Raw genomic sequence first — 16516 nt, 5'->3', positions numbered from 1 at the left:
TGTGCGGGGCGGTTCTCCGTTGCGGGTCAGAGGGTCTTGGCGGACCAGGTGTCGCAGGCGGTCATGTCGCCGGAGTCCATGCCGGCTTTGAACCACTTCATGCGTTGTTCGGCGGTGCCGTGGCTGAAGCTTTCCGGGGTGACCTGGCCTTGGGTCTTCGCCTGGATGCGGTCGTCGCCGACCGAGGCGGCGGCGTCCAGGCCGCGGGCGATGTCGTCGTCGCTGAGCTCGGTGATGAGTGGCTGGCCGCTCGCGTTCGGGACGGTGGTCGCGTGGTTGGTCCAGATACCGGCGAGGCAGTCGGCCTGCAGTTCGGAGCGGACCGAGTCGGACGCCGGGCCGTTGCGGGTCTTGATCCGATCGAGGATGCCGTACAGGTTCTGGATGTGGTGGCCGTACTCGTGCGCCACGACGTACGCCTCGGCGAACTCGCCGCCGCGGGCGCCCAGGTCCTTCTGCAGCGTCTCGAAGAACCCGATGTCCAGGTACACCCGCTTGTCCGGCGGGCAGTAGAACGGCCCGACCGCGCTGGTCGCGGGACCGCAGCCGGTGTTGACCGAGCCATCGAAGACCCGCATCGGCGCCCGGGTGTACTTCTTGCCGCGCCGGGGGAGCTCCGCGGCCCAGAAGCTCTCGATCGAGTTCTGGTAGAACACGAACCGGCAGTCCGAGTTCGACTGCAGGTCGGTGCCCTTCTTGCAGGAGCTCAGGTTGCCCGCTGCCGTGTTCTGCGTGACCGGTTCGTCGCTGCCACCTCCGCCTGGCAGGCCGCCGGTCAGCAACAGGATCACGACGAGCAGGACGATGCCGCCGATGCCGCCGCCGACCGGGATCATCCCGCCGGGGAGGCCGGCGCGTCCGCCGCCACCACTACCGCGGGTGTCCTCGACACCGCTGGTGTCGAGATCCGCATCCGGATTGAATTTCACGGCACCTACACTAGTCCTGAGAGCGGGGGATTTCGGCGTGCCGTGACGCGCCGCCTGCCGCCCGAGTTCAGCCCGTAGCCCAGCGTAAGGACGCCCCCGAACCCCGATGATCACTGTCTCCAATCTCGAGGTTCGCGTCGGTGCCCGGCAGTTGCTGGCGCCTGCTTCCTTCCGGGTCGGCCCCGGCGACAAGGTCGGGCTGGTCGGCCGCAACGGCGCCGGCAAGACGACCCTGACCAAGATCCTGGCCGGTGAAGGCCTGCCCGCCAGCGGCTCGGTGACCACGTCGGGCGAGATCGGCTACCTCCCGCAGGACCCCCGCACCGGCGACCTCGAAGTACTGGCCCGGGACCGGATCCTGTCCGCGCGCGGCCTGGACGAGGTCGTACGCCGGATGCGCTCCGCCGAGAAGTCGATGGCCAGCGCGGACGAGAAGACCCGCGCCAAGGGCATGCGGCGCTACGAGCGGGCCGAGGCGGAGCTGCACGCCGCCGGTGGGTACGCCGCCGAGTCCGAGGCGGCCCGGATCGCGGCCAACCTCGGCCTCCCGGACCGTGTCCTCGGCCAGCCGCTGTCGACCCTGTCCGGTGGTCAGCGCCGCCGTGTCGAGCTGGCCCGGATTTTGTTCGCGCAGGCCGAGACGCTGCTGCTCGACGAGCCGACCAACCATCTGGACGCCGACTCGATCATCTGGCTGCGCGACTTCCTCAAGTCGTACGCCGGTGGCGTGATCATGATCAGCCACGACGTGAACCTGCTGGAGGAGACGGTCACCCGGGTCTTCCACCTGGACGCGAACCGGGCCGAGATCGACGTCTACAACGTCGGCTGGAAGGCGTACCTGACCCAGCGCGAGACCGACGAGCGCCGTCGTAAGCGCGAGCGGGCGAACGCGGAGAAGAAGGCGACCCAGCTGACCGACCAGGCGAACAAGATGCGCGCCAAGGCGACCAAGGCGGCCGCGGCGCAGCAGATGCTGCGGCGGGCCGAGCGGTTGATGTCCTCGCTCGAGGACGAGCGCAAGCAGGACCGCGTCGCGAAGATCTCCTTCCCGACGCCGGCACCCTGCGGCAAGACGCCGCTGATGGCGCGGGAGCTGTCGAAGTCGTACGGCTCGCTGGAGATCTTCACCGACGTCGACCTGGCGATCGACAAGGGCTCGCGGGTCGTCGTCCTCGGCCTGAACGGCGCCGGCAAGACCACGCTGCTGCGGATCCTCGGCGGGATCGAGAAGGCCGACACCGGCGAGGTGATCGACGGTCACGGCCTCAAGCTCGGGTACTACGCCCAGGAGCACGAGACCCTCGACGTCAACCGGACCGTCCTGGAGAACATGAAGACCGCCGCCCCGGACCTGAACGAGACGCAGGCGCGCAGCGTGCTCGGCTCGTTCCTGTTCACCGGCGACGACGCGGACAAGCCGGCCCGGGTGCTGTCCGGCGGCGAGAAGACCCGGCTCGCTCTCGCCACGCTGGTCGTGTCGGCCGCGAACGTCCTGCTCCTCGACGAGCCGACCAACAACCTGGACCCGGCGTCCCGCGCCGAGGTGCTGAACGCGATCCGCTCGTACGCCGGTGCGATCGTCCTCGTCACCCACGACGAGGGCGCCGTCGAGGCCCTCGAACCGGAGCGGGTCGTCCTGCTCCCCGACGGCGTCGAAGACCTCTGGACCAACGAGTACGCCGACCTGATCTCGCTTGCCTGATTACTCCGCAGTAATGTTCGGTGCATGACGGATCTCGGACTGCGGTTCACGGTGGACGGCCCGGTCGCCCGGGTAGTGCTGGATCGGCCGGAGGTGCGCAACGCGCAGACTCCGGCGATGTGGAGTGCCCTCGCCGACTTCGGTACGTCGTTACCGCCCGAGGTCCGCGTGGTCGTCGTGTCGGGGGAGGGGCCGTCGTTCTCGGCCGGACTCGACCGGCGGCTCATCATGGGCGACAACGACCTGGGTCAGGAGCCGCTGCTCACCCTCGGCGCGAAACCCACAGCAGAGGTGTACGAGCTGATCGCCGGTTTCCAGGCCGGGTTCTCGTGGTTGCGGCGCCCGGAGATCATCAGCATCGCCGCGGTCCAGGGCCACGCGGTCGGCGCCGGCTTCCAGCTCGCGCTGGCGTGCGACCTGCGCGTCGTCACCCCGGACGCCCGCTTCAGCATGCGCGAGCCGGCCCTCGGTCTGGTCCCGGATCTCGGCGGCACGCAGCCGCTCGTCCAGCTGGTCGGCTACTCGCGGGCGCTCGAGCTGTGTGCGACCAGTCGCTGGGTCGAGGCGGCCGAGGCCAAGGAGATCGGCCTGGCCAACATCGTCGTACCGGCTGATGAGCTGGAGGCGACGGTCAAGGATCTGTCCGACGCGTTGCTCGGCCCGCTGCCGGGCGCGATCCGCGAGACCAAGGCGTTGCTCCTCGGTGCCGCGGACCGCTCGTACGAGGACCAGCTCAAGGCCGAGCGTGAGGCCCAGGAGCGCCGTCTGAAGGAGCTCCTGGCCGCCCTCGGTTAGTGCCAGTTGCTGACCAGTACGTCGTGCGGCGCGGGCTCGCCCTTGCCGGTCTCGACGTACTGCTTGAGGCTCATCAGGAACGTGGCCCACTTGGTGCTGCAGTGGTACATGAACTCGACCGGCTCACGCCAGCCTGCCTGCTTGAACAAGATGATCGTGTACTCGTCGGTCTGGGACAGCTCGAACGTGACGTGGGTGCCGATCCACTCGTCCGGGCCGCCGACGACCTCCCAGTGCACGAGCTCGCCGGGCTTGGTCTCGACGACCTTCATGTCGAAGCCGTCGCCACCCGCAGTGGCGAAGCGGAACTGGATCACCCCGTCCGGGTCGCCGACGGTGTCCTCGGTCCACCAGCCGGCCAGGCCGTCGATCGTGGTGAGTGCGGCGAAGACGTCCGCTGGGGACGCGATGATGCCGACGCGGTGCAGGATGTCGCTCATTGGAGTTTCCTCTCGTGTAGTTCGATCGCCTCAGCGATGCGCTTGATGCGTTGCAGCCGCCGGTCCCACGCGTCGGTGACGTCGGTCAGCTGGTTGATCGCGCGGGCGAGGCGTTCCTCGTCCACGGTGTAGCGGCGTTCACGTCCGGACGGCGTGGAGTGCACCAGCCCGGCCCGGTCGAGTACGCCGAGGTGCTTCGCGACCGCCTGCCGCGTGACGGGCAGCTGGTCGCTGAGACTGGTCGCGGTGCCGCCGCCCTTCGCCAGCAGCAGGTCGAGCATCCGCCGCCGGGTGGGGTCGCCGATCGCCGACCAGAGCTCGTCGTCGATCACGGCCGTTACGCCAACTTCTCGACGTACGGCGTGATGCGGGGAAGGAAGTAGTCCCAGCCGGTCGTGTGGTCGGCGAGCATCTCGTCGGACTTGGACGCCTCGTCGTACCCGGTCTCGGCGAAGCGCAGCAGCGTGCCGCCGCCGGCCGGGACCAGGTCGAAGGTGACCAGCAGCGAGTTCTCCGGGGTGGCGGTGTCGCCGGTGTAGCCCCAGCGGAAGGAGAAGCGGCGCGGCGGGTCGGCCTCGACGACCGTCAGCGGCTCGACCTTGTCGCCGTCCGGCCGCCGGAACGTGATCTTCCCGCTCGCGCCTGCCACCGGGTCGAGGTCCACCTCTTCCGGCCACCACTCGCGCAGGTGCTCCGGCGCGCTGATCACCTCGTAGACCACCTCTGGGCTGGCCTCCACCCGGATCTCCCGCTCGATGCTCCTGGTCATTGCTTCCGTCCTTTCGCAACCTTTGGTTGCATATGACTCTAGACCAGGTCGCGCCGATGCGCAACCAAAAGTTGCGGGAAGTGTCGTCGGGCTCCGGATGTTGAGAAGATCAGTTGAAAGGGAGGGAGCCCGATGTCGGGAATGATGCGCCCGGGAATGGGCGCGATGGGCTGGCGGCGCCAGGACTCGTCGGTGCTCGAGCAGAAGCTCGCGAAGGGCACGCTGCGGCGGATCGTCCGGTTCGCGCGGCCGTTCCGCTGGCACATCACGGCGTTCCTGCTGCTGGTGATCGTCTCGGCGGTGCTGGTGATCGCGTCGCCGCTGCTGTTCAAGAAGATCGTCGACGACGGGATCACCAAGGGGAACGCCGGCCTGGTGACCGCGCTGGCCCTCGTGGTCGCGTTGCTCGCGGTCGTAGAAGCGGTGCTCGGCCTGGTGCAGCGCTGGTTCTCGGCGCGCATCGGTGAAGGGCTGATCTTCGACCTCCGCACCAAGGTGTTCGCGCACGTGCAGCGGATGCCGGTCGCCTTCTTCACCCGGACCCAGACCGGTGCCCTGGTCTCGCGACTCAACAACGACGTGATCGGCGCCCAGCAGGCCTTCACCTCGACGCTGTCCGGCGTCGTCTCGAACGTCATCAGCCTGCTCCTGGTCGTCGGCGCCATGCTCGCGCTGAGCTGGCAGCTGACCATCGTCGCGATCCTGATGCTGCCGATCTTCCTGATCCCCGCGCGGGTCCTCGGCCGCCGCCTGGCCGCGATGACGCGGGAACAGATGAACCTCAACGCCGAGATGTCCACGTCGATGACCGAGCGCTTCAGCGTCGGCGGCGCGCTCCTCGTCACCCTGTTCGGGCAGCCGCGACTCGAGAACGCCGACTTCGGCGAACGGGCCGGGCGGGTCCGCGACCTGGGCATCCGGATCGCGATGCTCGGCCGCGTGTTCTTCACCGCACTGACCCTGGTCGCCGCGCTGGCTACAGCCCTGGTGTACGGCGTGGGCGGCAATCTGGCCGTCCGCCAGACGTTGACCATCGGCACGCTGCTCGCGCTCGTCGCCCTGCTCGGCCGGCTGTACGGTCCGCTGACCGCACTCTCCAACGTCCGCGTCGACGTGATGACCGCGCTGGTGTCGTTCGAGCGGGTCTTCGAGGTGCTCGACCTCGAACCGATGATCAAGGACGCCCCGGACGCTGTTGCTCTGCCGGCCGACGCGGCGAGTGTCGAGTTCGACCATGTCGCGTTCGCGTACCCGACCGCGGAGCAGGTCTCGCTGGCCAGCCTCGAGTCCGTCGCCGTCCTGGACAAGCGCGCATCGGCGCAGGTGCTGGAGGACGTGAGCTTCGTCGTACCGTCCGGACAGATGATCGCACTGGTCGGCCCGTCCGGGGCCGGCAAGACGACCATCACCAACCTGGTGGCACGCCTGTACGACGTGACCGGGGGAGCGGTGCGCGTCGGCGGTCAGGACGTCCGTGACGTCACCCTGCAGTCCCTGCACGACACGATCGGGTACGTCACGCAGGACGCGCACATGTTCCACGACTCTATCCGCGCCAACCTCGCCTACGCGAAACCCGACGCGACCGAGGACGAGATGATCGCGGCGCTGCGGGCCGCGCAGATCTGGGAGCTGGTGTCGGCGCTGCCGGACGGACTCGACACGGTGGTCGGCGACCGCGGGCACCGGCTGTCCGGTGGCGAGCGGCAACGACTCGCGATCGCCCGGTTGTTGCTCAAGGCACCGAAGGTCGTCGTACTGGACGAGGCGACCGCGCACCTGGACTCGGAGTCCGAGGTGGCCGTTCAGCGGGCGCTGGACACCGCGCTGGAGGGCCGTACGTCGCTCGTGATCGCGCACCGGCTGTCGACTGTGCGGAACGCGGACCTGATCCTGGTGGTTGACCACGGCAACATCGTCGAGCGCGGCACGCACGAGCAACTGCTCGCGGCCGGCGGCGAGTACGCTGTTCTGTACCAAACGCAGTTCAATGAGTCCGGTACCGCGGCAGGTGTCTGATGATCAAACTGGGCCTCGTCCTGGCGGCCGGGTACGCCGGCTTCAAGGTCGCGTACCACTCCGAGGACGGCCGCCACTACGGCGCGACCGGCGCACGCGCCATCCGCACCACCCTGTCCCTACTGATCGCCAGCCTGGCCGGCGGCATCACGTACGCGTTCCTGCTCCCGCACTAAGAGGACGTCATGCGGAGACCGACCGAGTCGTGCCGCCAGAAGGGCTCCGCATAGACCAGCGTGCCCGTCATCCACGGCTCATGTGCCGGGAGCCGGATGACCTGGAAGGCGCCGTCCGGAATCCGCAAAGACGGTTTCCAGAAGTCCAGGCCGCCGGCGGCCTCGAAGCCGAACCGCGAGTAGTAGCCCGGATCGCCCTCCAGGAAGACGAGCGGAACAGCCCGCTCCTTGAGCACCGTCAACCCGTGCTGGACCAGCGCCGAGCCGACACCGCGCCGATGGAGCTCGGGCAGCACGCCCAACGGGCTGAGGACCTGGACGTCGACCAGCCGGCGATCGGCATCCAGAAGACTGCGCGTGAACATGACGTGGCCGACGACATGCCCGTTGTGGCCGGCAACCAGCGAGAGGCCGTGCTCAGTTGTGATCGTTTCCCGCAGGGTGTCGACCAGGTCAGCCACCACAGACCCATGGTCACCGAACGCCCGCAGGTGCGTATCTCGCACTCCCCAAACCGGTGTGGGGAGCCATACCCACCCGAATCAGCCTGTAGCACTCCCCAAACCACCGGAATCGGCCGCGGGCTCGATCTTTGAGAAGCTATCGACCATCATCGGGCCGCGAGAATGGTCGGTGGGTTCTCAAAGATGCGATCCGCGGGTCGATCCGCTCGGAATGGGGAGTGTTACAGGCTGGTTGGGGTGGGTCTTGCTCCCCAGACCGGTTTGGGGAGGCCCGAGCGGCGCCAATGCTGGGCGCACCGCCCACCAACGATTTATGTCGCGGACTTCAGAAGCAGGACGCTAGTTGGCCGCGGCCTCCCGTGAGTCGTGCTCGAGCAGGTGGAGGACCGGTACGCCGAGGTGTCGGCGGGCCGAGTTGGTCCAGTCGAGGTGGAAGAACTCGGCCACGATGTGCGGTCGGGTCAGGATGATGACCTCCTGGCCGTGGACGTGCTGCACGGTCGCGACCAGGGCGTCGATCGGCCGGTCGTGCGAGATCCCGCCCTCGGCGGTCTGTCCGAGGTCGCGGAGCCGTTGGATGCTCCGCCCGCTGCAGCCCTTGGCTTCGGAGTCGATCGCCTTCTGCGCCTCCGCGAGGTCCTGGCGCTGACCGGCCAGACCCGGTCCGTAGAGGTCCGCGGTCCCAAGCGCGCTGATCGAGGCCTCGACGCCCGCCTCCGCGTTGTGGCAGGGCACCAGCACGTGGTACCTGACCGGATCGGGCATATCTTGATGGAGTTCGACGACGCGTTTCGCGTCGGGCTCGGACAGTTCCTGTTCGACGAGCAGTACGACGTCGTACATCGTGCCACCTCCGTGCTTACCAGTCGGTATACCCCCATAGTGCCCCGGTCCGGCCCGAAAGTATTCAACTGGATCGTTGCAGTCTCCGACGTCCGTACGTGCGGAGCGCCCGGAGCAGGTCCACCTCGCGGAACGCGAGCCCCGGCACGTACAGATGCCGGCTGATCTCCTCCTCGCTCAGCGAGTCGGCGACCTCGTCCAGGGACCGACCGCTCGCGGCCGCCTCGTCCAGCACCGCGCGTACGGCGTCCACCACCGGTGATCCCGCCGTACATGCTCGGCGAGCACGGTCTCGGTGAGGTTCATCAAATAGTCGACCTGGTCGGCGTCCCGCTTGCGCAGGTTGCTCGGTGACGCCACCCACGCGGTCACGCACCGGATCCCGGCATCGGCGCACCAGTTCAGGAAGAGCTCGAGGTGCTCGGCGCCGAAGCGATGACCGATCCGTACGTCGTCGTACCCGGCGCCCCGGGCCCAGCGGCGATTGCCGTCCATCGCGATCGCGACGTGGTCCGGCCTCGGCAGGCCGACGAGCTGGCGGCGCAGGCGGCGCGTGTACAGGCGGTACAGCATCAGCGCTGGGCGCTCGAGAGGACGTCGGCCAGGTCGAACTTGATCGGCTCCTCCAACTGCTCGTACGTGCAGGACTCGGGAGTGCGGTCCGGGCGCCAGCGGACGAACTGCGCGGTGTGCCGGAAGCGGATGCCTTCCATGTGGTCGTAGCGGACCTCGACGACCCGCTCGGGGCGCAGGGGAGTGAAGGACAGGTCCTTGCCTGCCTGCCAGCGGCTGCCCTCGGCGTTGCGCGGCGTACGGACGCCTTCCTCCTGCTTCGCCCACGCCCACGGGTGCTCGTCGAACGTGGTGACGAGCGGCTGCATCTCCTCGAACAGTTCCTTGCGACGCTCCATCGGGAACGCGCCGATCACGCCGACGCTCGCGAGCGTGCCGTCCTCGTTGTACAGCCCGAGCAGCAGCGAACCGATCCGGTCCGGGCCGCTCTTGTGCAGGCGATAGCCCGCCACCACACAGTCCGCCGTACGCTCCGGCTTGATCTTGAACATCACCCGCTTGTCCGGCTGGTACGTCCCGTCCAGCGGCTTCGCGATCAGCCCGTCCAGGCCGGCGCCCTCGAACTGCTCGAACCACTGCGCGGCCGTGTCGTGGTCGGCGGTCGCGGGCGTCACGTGGATCGGTGCCTTGGCTCCTGCCAGCGCGTCGATCAGCGCCGTACGGCGCTCGCTGAACGGGCGCTCGGTGTAGTCGTCGTCACCGAGCGCCAGCAGGTCGAACGCGACGAACCGCGCCGGGGTCTTCTCGGACAGCATGTTCACCCGGCTCGCGGCCGGATGGATCCGCTGCTGCAGGACCTCGAAGTCGAGCCGGTCACCGGGCTCGCCGATCACGATGATCTCGCCGTCGATCGCGCAGCGCTCCGGGAGATTCGCCTTCACCGCCTCGACCAGCTCGGGGAAGTACCGCGTCATCGGCTTCTCGTTCCGGCTGCCGATCTCCACCTCGTCGCCGTCGCGGAAGATGATCGACCGGAACCCGTCCCACTTCGGTTCGTAGGACAGGTCCCCGCGCGGGATCTCCTTGACCGGCTTGGCCAGCATCGGCTTGACCGGCGGCATGACAGGCAGTCGCATTCCTGCATTCTGTCCCACCCGACCGACAGTCACCAGTAACGCTGCCGGTGGCAGCCGGTGACCCGGAGCGCCGGATAGTGTCCGGAACCGACAACCGGGGGCCACTCGACAGCTGGAGCGGTCAGCACAATGGCGCAAGACAGCGATCTCGAGGAACTGCGGCAGATGATGGGCCGGACGATGAGCGGCATCGGCGATCGACGCCCGCGGCCGGTCGCAGCTGAGTCACGAACCGAGCCGCTGACCTTCGAGCAGCAAGTCGCGGCCGCGGTGCACAACGCGTCGGAGTACGTCGACGCGATCAGGACTGCCAGGGACTCCCTCGGTGCGGCACACCTTGCGATGGCCGAAGTGGATCTGCTCGACGACACCCTCCGGATGGAACCGTACGAGCTCCAGCGGACGCTCGACGACCGCGATCCCGAGGGCACCCAGCGCCTCGTCGAGATCGTTGAGGACTGGAACGGCCGGCTGGGGCGCGGCCAGGAACAGCTCGCGCAGGTGGTAACCCAACTGGACGCCGCCAAGACGGCCCTCGACACCGCGAGTGAGCACCGCGGCGCGGCCGGCGCCCATGGAATGCTCCCTAGCACTTCGGCGCCCGAGCACGACCTGGCCACCATGACGAAGGGCGTCGAGACCGCGCAGCGGCGAGCGGCCTTCCTCGGCGAACGGCTCGATGGCGACCAGACCACCGTGCAGAATTTCGTTCTGGATACGGCCGACAACCCTCCGTCGACCTGGCACAACGAGATCCGCGATGCGGCGCTGTCGATCCAGTGGACCGACAGTGTGCGCGGCGACCTCGCCGCCCAGATCGGCACAGTCTCGTCGCAGGTCGGCAAGCTCTCGTCCAAACTCGACCAGTACTCCCCGGAACCCGCCGGCCCCGAGTCCGCCCAGTCGGCCGCGTCGTCCGAGCAGGACCTGCGGCTGCGGACCACCGGCAAGGCTGCGGGGCGCGGCGGTCAGCAGGCAGGCAAGTAGCACTTGCATCCAGTACGCCGGTACAGGTTTACCGTCGATGCATGGACGAAACCTGGGCTCCGGAAGCCTGCACCCTGCCCACCGCGGAGCGGCCGTTCCGCGTGGCCGAGTTCGACCACCTGTTCAGCACCCACCTCCGCGGCTTCGAGCGCGTGGACCCGCAGACCCTCGACGTGACGCTCGACGCAGACGCCCGTACGACGGTCGAGAACCTCACCGCCCGCGAGAACGAGTGCTGCTCCTTCTTCACCTTCACCCTGACCGACACGACCCTTCGCATCACTGTCCCACCGACGCAGACCGCCGTACTCGATGGCCTGTCCGCACGCCTACCCCGATGAGATCCAGCGAGGTCGCCGCCGCAGCTGGCGTCAACCTGCAGACCCTGCGGTACTACGAACGCCGCGGACTGCTCGACGAACCTGAGCGATCCCTTGGCGGCCACCGCCTGTATCCCGCCGAGGCCGTCACGACGCTGCGCGTGATCAAGGCAGCGCAGCGACTCGGGTTCACCCTCGCCGAGATCTCCGACCTGCTCGCCACCGCCGGACACCGGCACGCGCGCGGCGAGGGAGCCGGACTGCAGACCCGCGCCCGCGAGAAACTGGCCGACGTGGAAGCGAAACTCGCCGACCTGACCGTCATCGCACACACCCTCCGCGCCGGCATCGCCGCCGGCTGCGACAACCTCGAGACCTGCGCCGGCAACCCCGACTGCCCGCTGCCCTTCGCGGAGATCGCTCAGTGACCGTACTGAGATCCGTCGCACTCTTCCTGCTGGCGGCACTAGCGGAGATCGGGGGAGCCTGGCTTATCTGGCAAGGCTGGCGCGAACACCGCGGCCTACTCTGGATCGCCGGCGGAATAGTCGCCCTCGGCGCCTATGGCTTCGTAGCCACCTTCCAACCCGACCCCAACTTCGGCCGAATCCTCGCCGCCTACGGTGGAATCTTCGTAGCCGGCTCCCTGACCTGGGGCGTCCTGATAGACCACTTCAAACCCGACCGCTACGACCTCCTAGGCGCCACCACCTGCCTCCTCGGCGTCCTCATCATCATGTACGCCCCCCGCAACTCCTGACCACACGGTGTGATGCGTGAAGCGGCTGTCGGCGCGGGGTGAGCCAGCCGGGGACGAGTTCGATCCGTCGGCGGCTGGGGGGAGTTGGGGAGGGTTGTGTGCCGCATCGGGTAGGAAACTCTCCCCAACCTGGTTGCGCGCAAGGTCAGGAGGATGCGGTGGATGTTGAGGAGTTGTGGGGTCGGCTCGCTGGGGCTGGGGTTTCGGTGGTGGTTGCGATCGATCATGAGCGGTTCGCAGAGCGCGGGCGGCCGGTGGACGTTGGTGTGTCGCGGAGTACTTGCCCAGGTGATTCGGTCAGGGGATGAGGACGACCTTTCCTGTGGTTCGGCGGTCCTCGAGGGCCTGATGCGCGGCTGCTGCCTCGGAGAGCGGGAACGTGGTGGTGAGGGCCTTCCAGCGGCCGGAGAAGGTTTCTTCGAGGGCGGTTGCTTCTAGGGTTCGGAGGCGGCTGGTGAGTTTGGCGCCGATGGCCCAGCCGGCTGTGAGGCCTCGGGTCATGAGGTCTTCGTGGGTGAACTCGATGGGGCCGCCGCCGGACCAGCCGAACATCAGGGCGCGGCCGCCGACGCCGAGCAGGTCGAAGGATTGCTGGCCGTTGGCGCCGCCGACGCCGTCGAAGAGCAGTGTGATGTCGCGGTCGCCCAGCTCAGCCTTCAGGCGAGCCGCCCAGTCGGGGTCGCGGTAGTCGATCGCGTACTGCGCACCGAGCGAGCGGACCGTCTTCACCTTGGCGGGGCCGCCCGCCAACCCGATGGCGATCGCGCCGGCGTTGCGTGCCGCCTGGATCAGGTAGCTGCCGATCCCGCCCGCCGCGGACGTGATCAGTACGACGTCGTCCGCGGTGAGATGCGCCTGCTGCAGGATGCCGGCCGTCGTGCGGCCCGTGCCGATCGCGGCGACGGCCTGGGCTGCGTCGACGTGGTCGGGGAGTTCGTACAGCGACTCGACCTTCGCCACAGCGCGTTCGGCGTACCCGCCTGGCGCCATACCCAGATGGACCACGACCCGCTTGCCGATCCACGTCGGGTCGACGTCCGGTCCGACCGCGCTGACCCGGCCCGCGACCTCGCGCCCCGGGATCGTCGGCAGTTCCGGGACGGGGATCGGGCCGCCGCCGGTGGCGCCCGCGCGGATTATCGTGTCGACGAGGTGGACGCCGGCGGCCTCGACCTCGATCAGGACCGTGCCGCTGCCGGGAGCAGGGTCCGGCACCTCCTCGTACACCAGGTTCTCCGCCGGACCGAACTCGTGCAGTCTGATCGCCTTCATGTCCGCAGACGTTACGACCTCAACATTGGTTGAGGTCAAGATCCGTTGGTGAGGAAGCGCTGCAGCCAGAGGCCGCTCTTCTTGATCGTCCGCTGCTGTGTCGCGTAGTCGACGTACACGATCCCGAAGCGCCGGCTGAAGCCGAAGGACCACTCGAAGTTGTCGATCAGGGACCAGGCGAAGTACCCCTTCAGCGGAAGGCCTTCGGACACCAGTTCCCGGCAGACGGCGATGTGCTGTTCCAGATAGTCCTGTCGTTCGCGGTCGTCGACGGTTCCGTCCGCGGTCAGTTCGTCCGGGTACGCCGACCCGTTCTCCGTCACGTACAACGGCAGCTCCGGCGCCAGCTTGTTGATGGTGACCAGGATGTCCCGCAGCCCACTCGCCTGGATCGGCCAGCCCATCTGGGTCTGGGGCAGACCGGTGTCGACGGCAACGACATTCTCGCTGCCCGGTTGCGTGGACGGGCCCGGAGTGGCGATGGGTCCGTCCGGTGCGGCCACCGTCGTGGGGCAGTAGTAGTTCACGCCGATGAAGTCCATCGGCTGCGAGATCACCGCGAGATCAGCTTCCTGCGCGGCGAACCAGTCGGTCATCCCGGTGTCTTCGAGGACGTCGGCCGGATACGCGCCGGAGAGCAACGGCTCCAGGAAGAGGCGGTTCCGCAGGCCGTCCACTCGCCGCGCGGCGTCGCGGTCCGCGGCCGAGTCCGAGGCTGCGTGGATCGGCGCAGGGTTCAGCGCGATGCCGTACGTGCCCTCGGTCGGCCGCAGCGCCTCGAGCGCCAGCCCGTGCGCGAGCAAGAGGTGGTGGACGGCCTTCAGCGCGTCGGCGCCCTCGGTCCGGCCCGGCGCATGCTGGCCGTTCCCGTATCCGAGGAACGCCGAGCACCACGGCTCGTTCAGCGTCATCCAGTGCGTGATCACGTCCGACAGCGCCGCGTGCGTGACCGCCGTGTAGTCGCGGAACCGCTCGGCGGTGTCCCGGATCAGCCAGCCGCCCGCGTCCTCGAGCGGCTGGGGCAGATCCCAGTGATACAGGGTCGCGTACGGCGCGACGCCGTACTGCAGGCACGTCTCGGCGAGTCGCCGGTAGAAGTCGAGTCCGGCCGGGTTCGTCGTACCGGAGCCGGCCGGGATGATCCGCGACCACGAGATCGAGAACCGGTACGCCTTCAGCCCGAGCTCGGCCAGCATCCGGATGTCGTCGGCGAACCGGTGGTAGTGGTCGACGGCGATGTCACCGGTGGCGCCGTCGGAGATCTTGCCTGGCGTGTGCGCGAAGGTGTCCCAGATACTCGGGCCGCGTCCGTCGGTCGAGATTGCGCCCTCGACCTGGTACGACGCAGTCGCCGCGCCCCAGGTGAATCCGGCCGGGAAGCCAGTCGTCACGTCGTCTCCTTCGTACCTTCGACCCAGTACGGCTCGTCCGGAAGCAGGTTACCTAACCGGTTAAGGAGCTCGTCGGGGAGGTCCACGGCGACCGCCTCGAGCAGGGCGTCGACGCGGGCCGGCTTGCTGATGCCGACGACGGTCCCGGCGATGTCAGGGTTGTCGACCGAGTGCCGGAGTGCGGCGGTCGCGAGATCGGTGCCGAACTCGCGGCACGCCTTGTCCATCGACACGACCGCCTCCAGTACGGCGGCCGGTGCGTCCCGGTACGCGTACTTGGTCGCGCCCTGCGGGTTGGCGAGGATCCCGCCCCCGTAGATGGCCGCGTTCACCACCGCGATGCCGTCACCGGTCGCGCGCCGGATCAGGTCGCCGGCCGAGTGGTCGACCAGGCTCCAGCGGTTGTGGACGAGGAGCACCTCGAAACCGCCGAGGTCGAGGTAGCGGCCGAGCTCGGTCGTATCGCCGCCGGCCAGTCCGACGTGACCGATCTCGCCGTCGGCCCGCAACTGCATCAGCGTGTCGACGGCGTCGCGCATCGAGTCGAAGTCGTGGAACTCCGGGTCGTGCAGGTAGACCAGCGGCAGGTCGTCGAGCCCGAGCCGGTCCTTGCTCTCGGCAACACTCGCGCGGACCCGCGCGCCGGAGTAGTCGGCGCCGCGCGCATCGACCTTCGTCGCGACCAGGAAGCCGTCCGGGAGACCGCCGTACTCCTTGATCGCCTGGCCGATGCGGAGCTCGCTCTCACCGTCTCCGTACCCGTTGGAGGTGTCGATCCAGGTGAGCGGGCTGTCGAACACCCGCAGTACCAGGTCGACCGCCTCCTGGCGAGTCACGTCGTACCCGAAGACCGCGGGCATGCCGGCGATTCCGCTCCCGCCGGCGCAGACGGCCGACACGGTCAGACCGGTGGAACCAAGGGGACGCAGCCAGTTGTCAGTCATGCGTCGGAGCCTACGGTGGGTCTCACCTAAGGTTGAGCGCATGGTGGTGCGGTTGAGTGAGCGGACGCCGGAGGTGAGCCCGGACCGGCTGTTGTCCGAGTGCGTGCCGCCGCCGCGGTTCGCCGAGGTCCGGTTCGGCACGTACCGCCCGGACCCGGACGAGCCGTCGCAGGCGGAGGCGCTCGCCGTGCTGTCGGCGCGGGCCGCGAGGCTGGCCGGGCCGCGACCGTCGCCGTCGCTGTGGTCGCGGTTGCGCGGACGGAACGAGTCCCCGGACAAACCGGGCATCTACCTCGACGGCGGGTTCGGCGTCGGCAAGACGCACCTGCTCGCGTCGTTGTGGCACGAGTCGTCGGGGCCGAAGATGTACTGCACGTTCGTCGAGCTCACCAACCTGGTCGGTGCCCTCGGGCTGCGGACGGCGGTCGAGGCGCTCTCGTCGTACCGGCTGATCTGTATCGACGAGTTCGAGCTGGACGATCCCGGCGACACGATGCTGATCTCGCGGCTGCTCGGTCAGCTGGTCGAGGCCGGCGTCGAGTTCGCGGCGACCTCCAACACGTTGCCCGACAAGCTCGGCGAGGGGCGGTTCCAGGCGATCGAGTTCCTCCGCGAGATCCAGGGGCTCGCCGCGCGGTTCGACGTACGGCGGGTGGACGGGCCCGACTACCGGCACCGGGGGCTCCCGGTGGCGCCGGACCCGTGGCCCGACGAGAAGGTCGAACAGGAAGCCGCAGTACGGGCGAACGCGTCGTGCGACCATTTCGTCGACCTGCACCGGCATCTCGCCGAGCTGCATCCGAGCAAGTACGGCGCTCTGCTCGACGGGATCGAGACCGTGGCGATCACCGACGTACGGCCGTTGACCGACGAGAACGTGGCGCTGCGGATGGTGGTGCTCGCGGACCGGATGTACGACCGCAACCTGCCGCTCCTCGCGAGCGGCGTACCGCTCGACCAGCTGTTCTCGGCCGAGATGCTGAAGGGCGGCTACCGGAAAAAGTACCTGCGCGCCTTGTCGCGGTTGATCGCACTGGCTCGTGCCGTTTGAGG

20 protein-coding genes are annotated in these 16516 nt (G+C 68.5%); 9 read left to right on the top strand and 11 right to left on the bottom strand.

What is annotated here, in order from left to right:
* Positions 1-26 precede the first annotated feature (26 nt).
* Positions 27-929: a KPN_02809 family neutral zinc metallopeptidase gene (gene ypfJ, locus ACWF0M_RS10165; RefSeq protein ID WP_452235287.1), complete on the bottom strand. Its 903-nt coding sequence runs from the start codon at positions 927-929 to the stop codon at positions 27-29.
* A gap of 106 nt (positions 930-1035) precedes the next feature.
* Here ypfJ and abc-f point away from each other — a divergent pair, with 106 nt between their 5' ends.
* Together abc-f and ACWF0M_RS10155 are read left to right on the top strand one after the other, a co-directional pair.
* A complete protein-coding gene (abc-f, locus tag ACWF0M_RS10160) occupies positions 1036-2634 on the top strand; it encodes a ribosomal protection-like ABC-F family protein (protein WP_452235286.1) in 1599 nt (532 codons plus the stop codon).
* A 24-nt stretch (positions 2635-2658) separates the two neighbouring features.
* The gene (locus tag ACWF0M_RS10155) at positions 2659-3429 is read left to right on the top strand and encodes an enoyl-CoA hydratase/isomerase family protein (protein ID WP_452235285.1); all 771 of its coding nucleotides are present in this window, start codon (positions 2659-2661) and stop codon (positions 3427-3429) included.
* On the opposite strand, the gene ACWF0M_RS10150 is transcribed toward ACWF0M_RS10155, so the two are convergent.
* The 3 genes from ACWF0M_RS10150 to ACWF0M_RS10140 are packed head-to-tail and all read right to left on the bottom strand — an operon-like array spanning position 3426 to position 4638.
* Positions 3426-3869 carry an SRPBCC family protein gene (locus ACWF0M_RS10150; protein WP_452235284.1) on the bottom strand — a complete coding sequence of 148 codons (444 nt, stop codon included), beginning with the start codon at positions 3867-3869 and terminating at the stop codon, positions 3426-3428. The genes ACWF0M_RS10155 and ACWF0M_RS10150 overlap by 4 nt on opposite strands.
* Complete coding sequence (locus tag ACWF0M_RS10145) at positions 3866-4201, bottom strand: ArsR/SmtB family transcription factor (RefSeq protein ID WP_452235283.1); 336 nt, start codon at positions 4199-4201, stop codon at positions 3866-3868. The genes ACWF0M_RS10150 and ACWF0M_RS10145 overlap by 4 nt, the downstream gene beginning before the upstream one ends.
* A gap of 5 nt (positions 4202-4206) precedes the next feature.
* Positions 4207-4638, bottom strand: coding sequence for an SRPBCC domain-containing protein (locus tag ACWF0M_RS10140; protein WP_452235282.1), 432 nt, complete (start codon positions 4636-4638; stop codon positions 4207-4209).
* Between the two features lie 132 nt (positions 4639-4770).
* Here ACWF0M_RS10140 and ACWF0M_RS10135 point away from each other — a divergent pair, with 132 nt between their 5' ends.
* A complete protein-coding gene (locus ACWF0M_RS10135; protein ID WP_452235281.1) occupies positions 4771-6657 on the top strand; it encodes an ABC transporter ATP-binding protein in 1887 nt (628 codons plus the stop codon).
* The gene (locus ACWF0M_RS10130; RefSeq protein WP_452235280.1) at positions 6657-6833 is read left to right on the top strand and encodes a hypothetical protein; all 177 of its coding nucleotides are present in this window, start codon (positions 6657-6659) and stop codon (positions 6831-6833) included. Before ACWF0M_RS10135 ends, ACWF0M_RS10130 begins: the two co-directional genes overlap by 1 nt.
* On the opposite strand, the gene ACWF0M_RS10125 is transcribed toward ACWF0M_RS10130, so the two are convergent.
* The 4 genes from ACWF0M_RS10125 to ACWF0M_RS10110 form a co-directional block, all read right to left on the bottom strand.
* Complete coding sequence (locus ACWF0M_RS10125) at positions 6830-7339, bottom strand: GNAT family N-acetyltransferase (protein ID WP_452235279.1); 510 nt, start codon at positions 7337-7339, stop codon at positions 6830-6832. The two genes, ACWF0M_RS10130 and ACWF0M_RS10125, sit on opposite strands and share 4 nt — an antisense overlap.
* A gap of 297 nt (positions 7340-7636) precedes the next feature.
* Positions 7637-8140 (bottom strand): hypothetical protein, encoded by a 504-nt coding sequence (locus ACWF0M_RS10120; protein ID WP_452235278.1) that lies wholly within the window; start codon positions 8138-8140, stop codon positions 7637-7639.
* Positions 8141-8317: 177 nt separating this feature from the next.
* Positions 8318-8713 carry an undecaprenyl diphosphate synthase family protein gene (locus ACWF0M_RS10115; protein WP_452235277.1) on the bottom strand — a complete coding sequence of 132 codons (396 nt, stop codon included), beginning with the start codon at positions 8711-8713 and terminating at the stop codon, positions 8318-8320.
* Positions 8713-9789, bottom strand: coding sequence for an ATP-dependent DNA ligase (locus tag ACWF0M_RS10110; protein WP_452235276.1), 1077 nt, complete (start codon positions 9787-9789; stop codon positions 8713-8715). The genes ACWF0M_RS10115 and ACWF0M_RS10110 overlap by 1 nt, the downstream gene beginning before the upstream one ends.
* A 129-nt stretch (positions 9790-9918) precedes the next feature.
* On the opposite strand from ACWF0M_RS10110, the gene ACWF0M_RS10105 reads away from it, so the two are divergent.
* The 4 genes from ACWF0M_RS10105 to ACWF0M_RS10090 are packed head-to-tail and all read left to right on the top strand — an operon-like array spanning position 9919 to position 11856.
* A complete protein-coding gene (locus ACWF0M_RS10105; protein WP_452235275.1) occupies positions 9919-10776 on the top strand; it encodes a hypothetical protein in 858 nt (285 codons plus the stop codon).
* Positions 10777-10817: 41 nt separating this feature from the next.
* Positions 10818-11117, top strand: a complete 300-nt coding sequence (locus tag ACWF0M_RS10100; RefSeq protein ID WP_452235274.1) for a hypothetical protein — start codon at positions 10818-10820, stop codon at positions 11115-11117.
* The gene (locus ACWF0M_RS10095) at positions 11114-11524 is read left to right on the top strand and encodes a MerR family transcriptional regulator (RefSeq protein ID WP_452235273.1); all 411 of its coding nucleotides are present in this window, start codon (positions 11114-11116) and stop codon (positions 11522-11524) included. Before ACWF0M_RS10100 ends, ACWF0M_RS10095 begins: the two co-directional genes overlap by 4 nt.
* Complete coding sequence (locus tag ACWF0M_RS10090) at positions 11521-11856, top strand: YnfA family protein (protein WP_452235272.1); 336 nt, start codon at positions 11521-11523, stop codon at positions 11854-11856. Before ACWF0M_RS10095 ends, ACWF0M_RS10090 begins: the two co-directional genes overlap by 4 nt.
* A 297-nt stretch (positions 11857-12153) precedes the next feature.
* Here ACWF0M_RS10090 and ACWF0M_RS10085 read toward each other — a convergent pair whose 3' ends face one another.
* Genes ACWF0M_RS10085 through ACWF0M_RS10075 form a run of 3 tightly spaced genes read right to left on the bottom strand, consistent with a single transcriptional unit; the run spans position 12154 to position 15463 of the window.
* Positions 12154-13128, bottom strand: coding sequence for a zinc-binding dehydrogenase (locus ACWF0M_RS10085; RefSeq protein ID WP_452235271.1), 975 nt, complete (start codon positions 13126-13128; stop codon positions 12154-12156).
* A gap of 35 nt (positions 13129-13163) precedes the next feature.
* Entirely contained in the window at positions 13164-14519 is a 1356-nt protein-coding gene (locus ACWF0M_RS10080) for a GH1 family beta-glucosidase (protein ID WP_452235270.1), read from the bottom strand.
* A complete protein-coding gene (locus tag ACWF0M_RS10075) occupies positions 14516-15463 on the bottom strand; it encodes an aldo/keto reductase (protein WP_452235269.1) in 948 nt (315 codons plus the stop codon). Before ACWF0M_RS10075 ends, ACWF0M_RS10080 begins: the two co-directional genes overlap by 4 nt.
* 40 nt (positions 15464-15503) lie before the next feature.
* Between ACWF0M_RS10075 and zapE the strand changes: the two genes are divergently transcribed.
* Positions 15504-16514, top strand: a complete 1011-nt coding sequence (gene zapE, locus ACWF0M_RS10070) for a cell division protein ZapE (protein WP_452235268.1) — start codon at positions 15504-15506, stop codon at positions 16512-16514.
* The last annotated feature ends 2 nt before the right edge of the window (positions 16515-16516 follow it).

Source organism: Kribbella sp. NPDC055110, assembly GCF_053607525.1.
The sequence above is the reverse complement of the archived record's forward strand: the minus strand, read 5'-3'. Positions and strand labels throughout refer to the sequence as shown.

What these genes read in the sequence shown, in the direction of transcription:
- abc-f (WP_452235286.1), top strand. Translation starts at nt 1,036, where the DNA reads ATGATCACTGTCTCCAATCTCGAGGTTCGCGTCGGTGCCCGGCAGTTG.
- ACWF0M_RS10155 (WP_452235285.1), top strand. Translation starts at nt 2,659, where the DNA reads ATGACGGATCTCGGACTGCGGTTCACGGTGGACGGCCCGGTCGCCCGG.
- ACWF0M_RS10150 (WP_452235284.1), bottom strand. Translation starts at nt 3,869, where the DNA reads ATGAGCGACATCCTGCACCGCGTCGGCATCATCGCGTCCCCAGCGGAC.
- ACWF0M_RS10140 (WP_452235282.1), bottom strand. Translation starts at nt 4,638, where the DNA reads ATGACCAGGAGCATCGAGCGGGAGATCCGGGTGGAGGCCAGCCCAGAG.
- ACWF0M_RS10135 (WP_452235281.1), top strand. Translation starts at nt 4,771, where the DNA reads ATGTCGGGAATGATGCGCCCGGGAATGGGCGCGATGGGCTGGCGGCGC.
- ACWF0M_RS10130 (WP_452235280.1), top strand. Translation starts at nt 6,657, where the DNA reads ATGATCAAACTGGGCCTCGTCCTGGCGGCCGGGTACGCCGGCTTCAAG.
- ACWF0M_RS10120 (WP_452235278.1), bottom strand. Translation starts at nt 8,140, where the DNA reads ATGTACGACGTCGTACTGCTCGTCGAACAGGAACTGTCCGAGCCCGAC.
- ACWF0M_RS10115 (WP_452235277.1), bottom strand. Translation starts at nt 8,713, where the DNA reads ATGCTGTACCGCCTGTACACGCGCCGCCTGCGCCGCCAGCTCGTCGGC.
- ACWF0M_RS10110 (WP_452235276.1), bottom strand. Translation starts at nt 9,789, where the DNA reads ATGCGACTGCCTGTCATGCCGCCGGTCAAGCCGATGCTGGCCAAGCCG.
- ACWF0M_RS10105 (WP_452235275.1), top strand. Translation starts at nt 9,919, where the DNA reads ATGGCGCAAGACAGCGATCTCGAGGAACTGCGGCAGATGATGGGCCGG.
- ACWF0M_RS10100 (WP_452235274.1), top strand. Translation starts at nt 10,818, where the DNA reads ATGGACGAAACCTGGGCTCCGGAAGCCTGCACCCTGCCCACCGCGGAG.
- ACWF0M_RS10095 (WP_452235273.1), top strand. Translation starts at nt 11,114, where the DNA reads ATGAGATCCAGCGAGGTCGCCGCCGCAGCTGGCGTCAACCTGCAGACC.
- ACWF0M_RS10085 (WP_452235271.1), bottom strand. Translation starts at nt 13,128, where the DNA reads ATGAAGGCGATCAGACTGCACGAGTTCGGTCCGGCGGAGAACCTGGTG.
- ACWF0M_RS10075 (WP_452235269.1), bottom strand. Translation starts at nt 15,463, where the DNA reads ATGACTGACAACTGGCTGCGTCCCCTTGGTTCCACCGGTCTGACCGTG.
- zapE (WP_452235268.1), top strand. Translation starts at nt 15,504, where the DNA reads ATGGTGGTGCGGTTGAGTGAGCGGACGCCGGAGGTGAGCCCGGACCGG.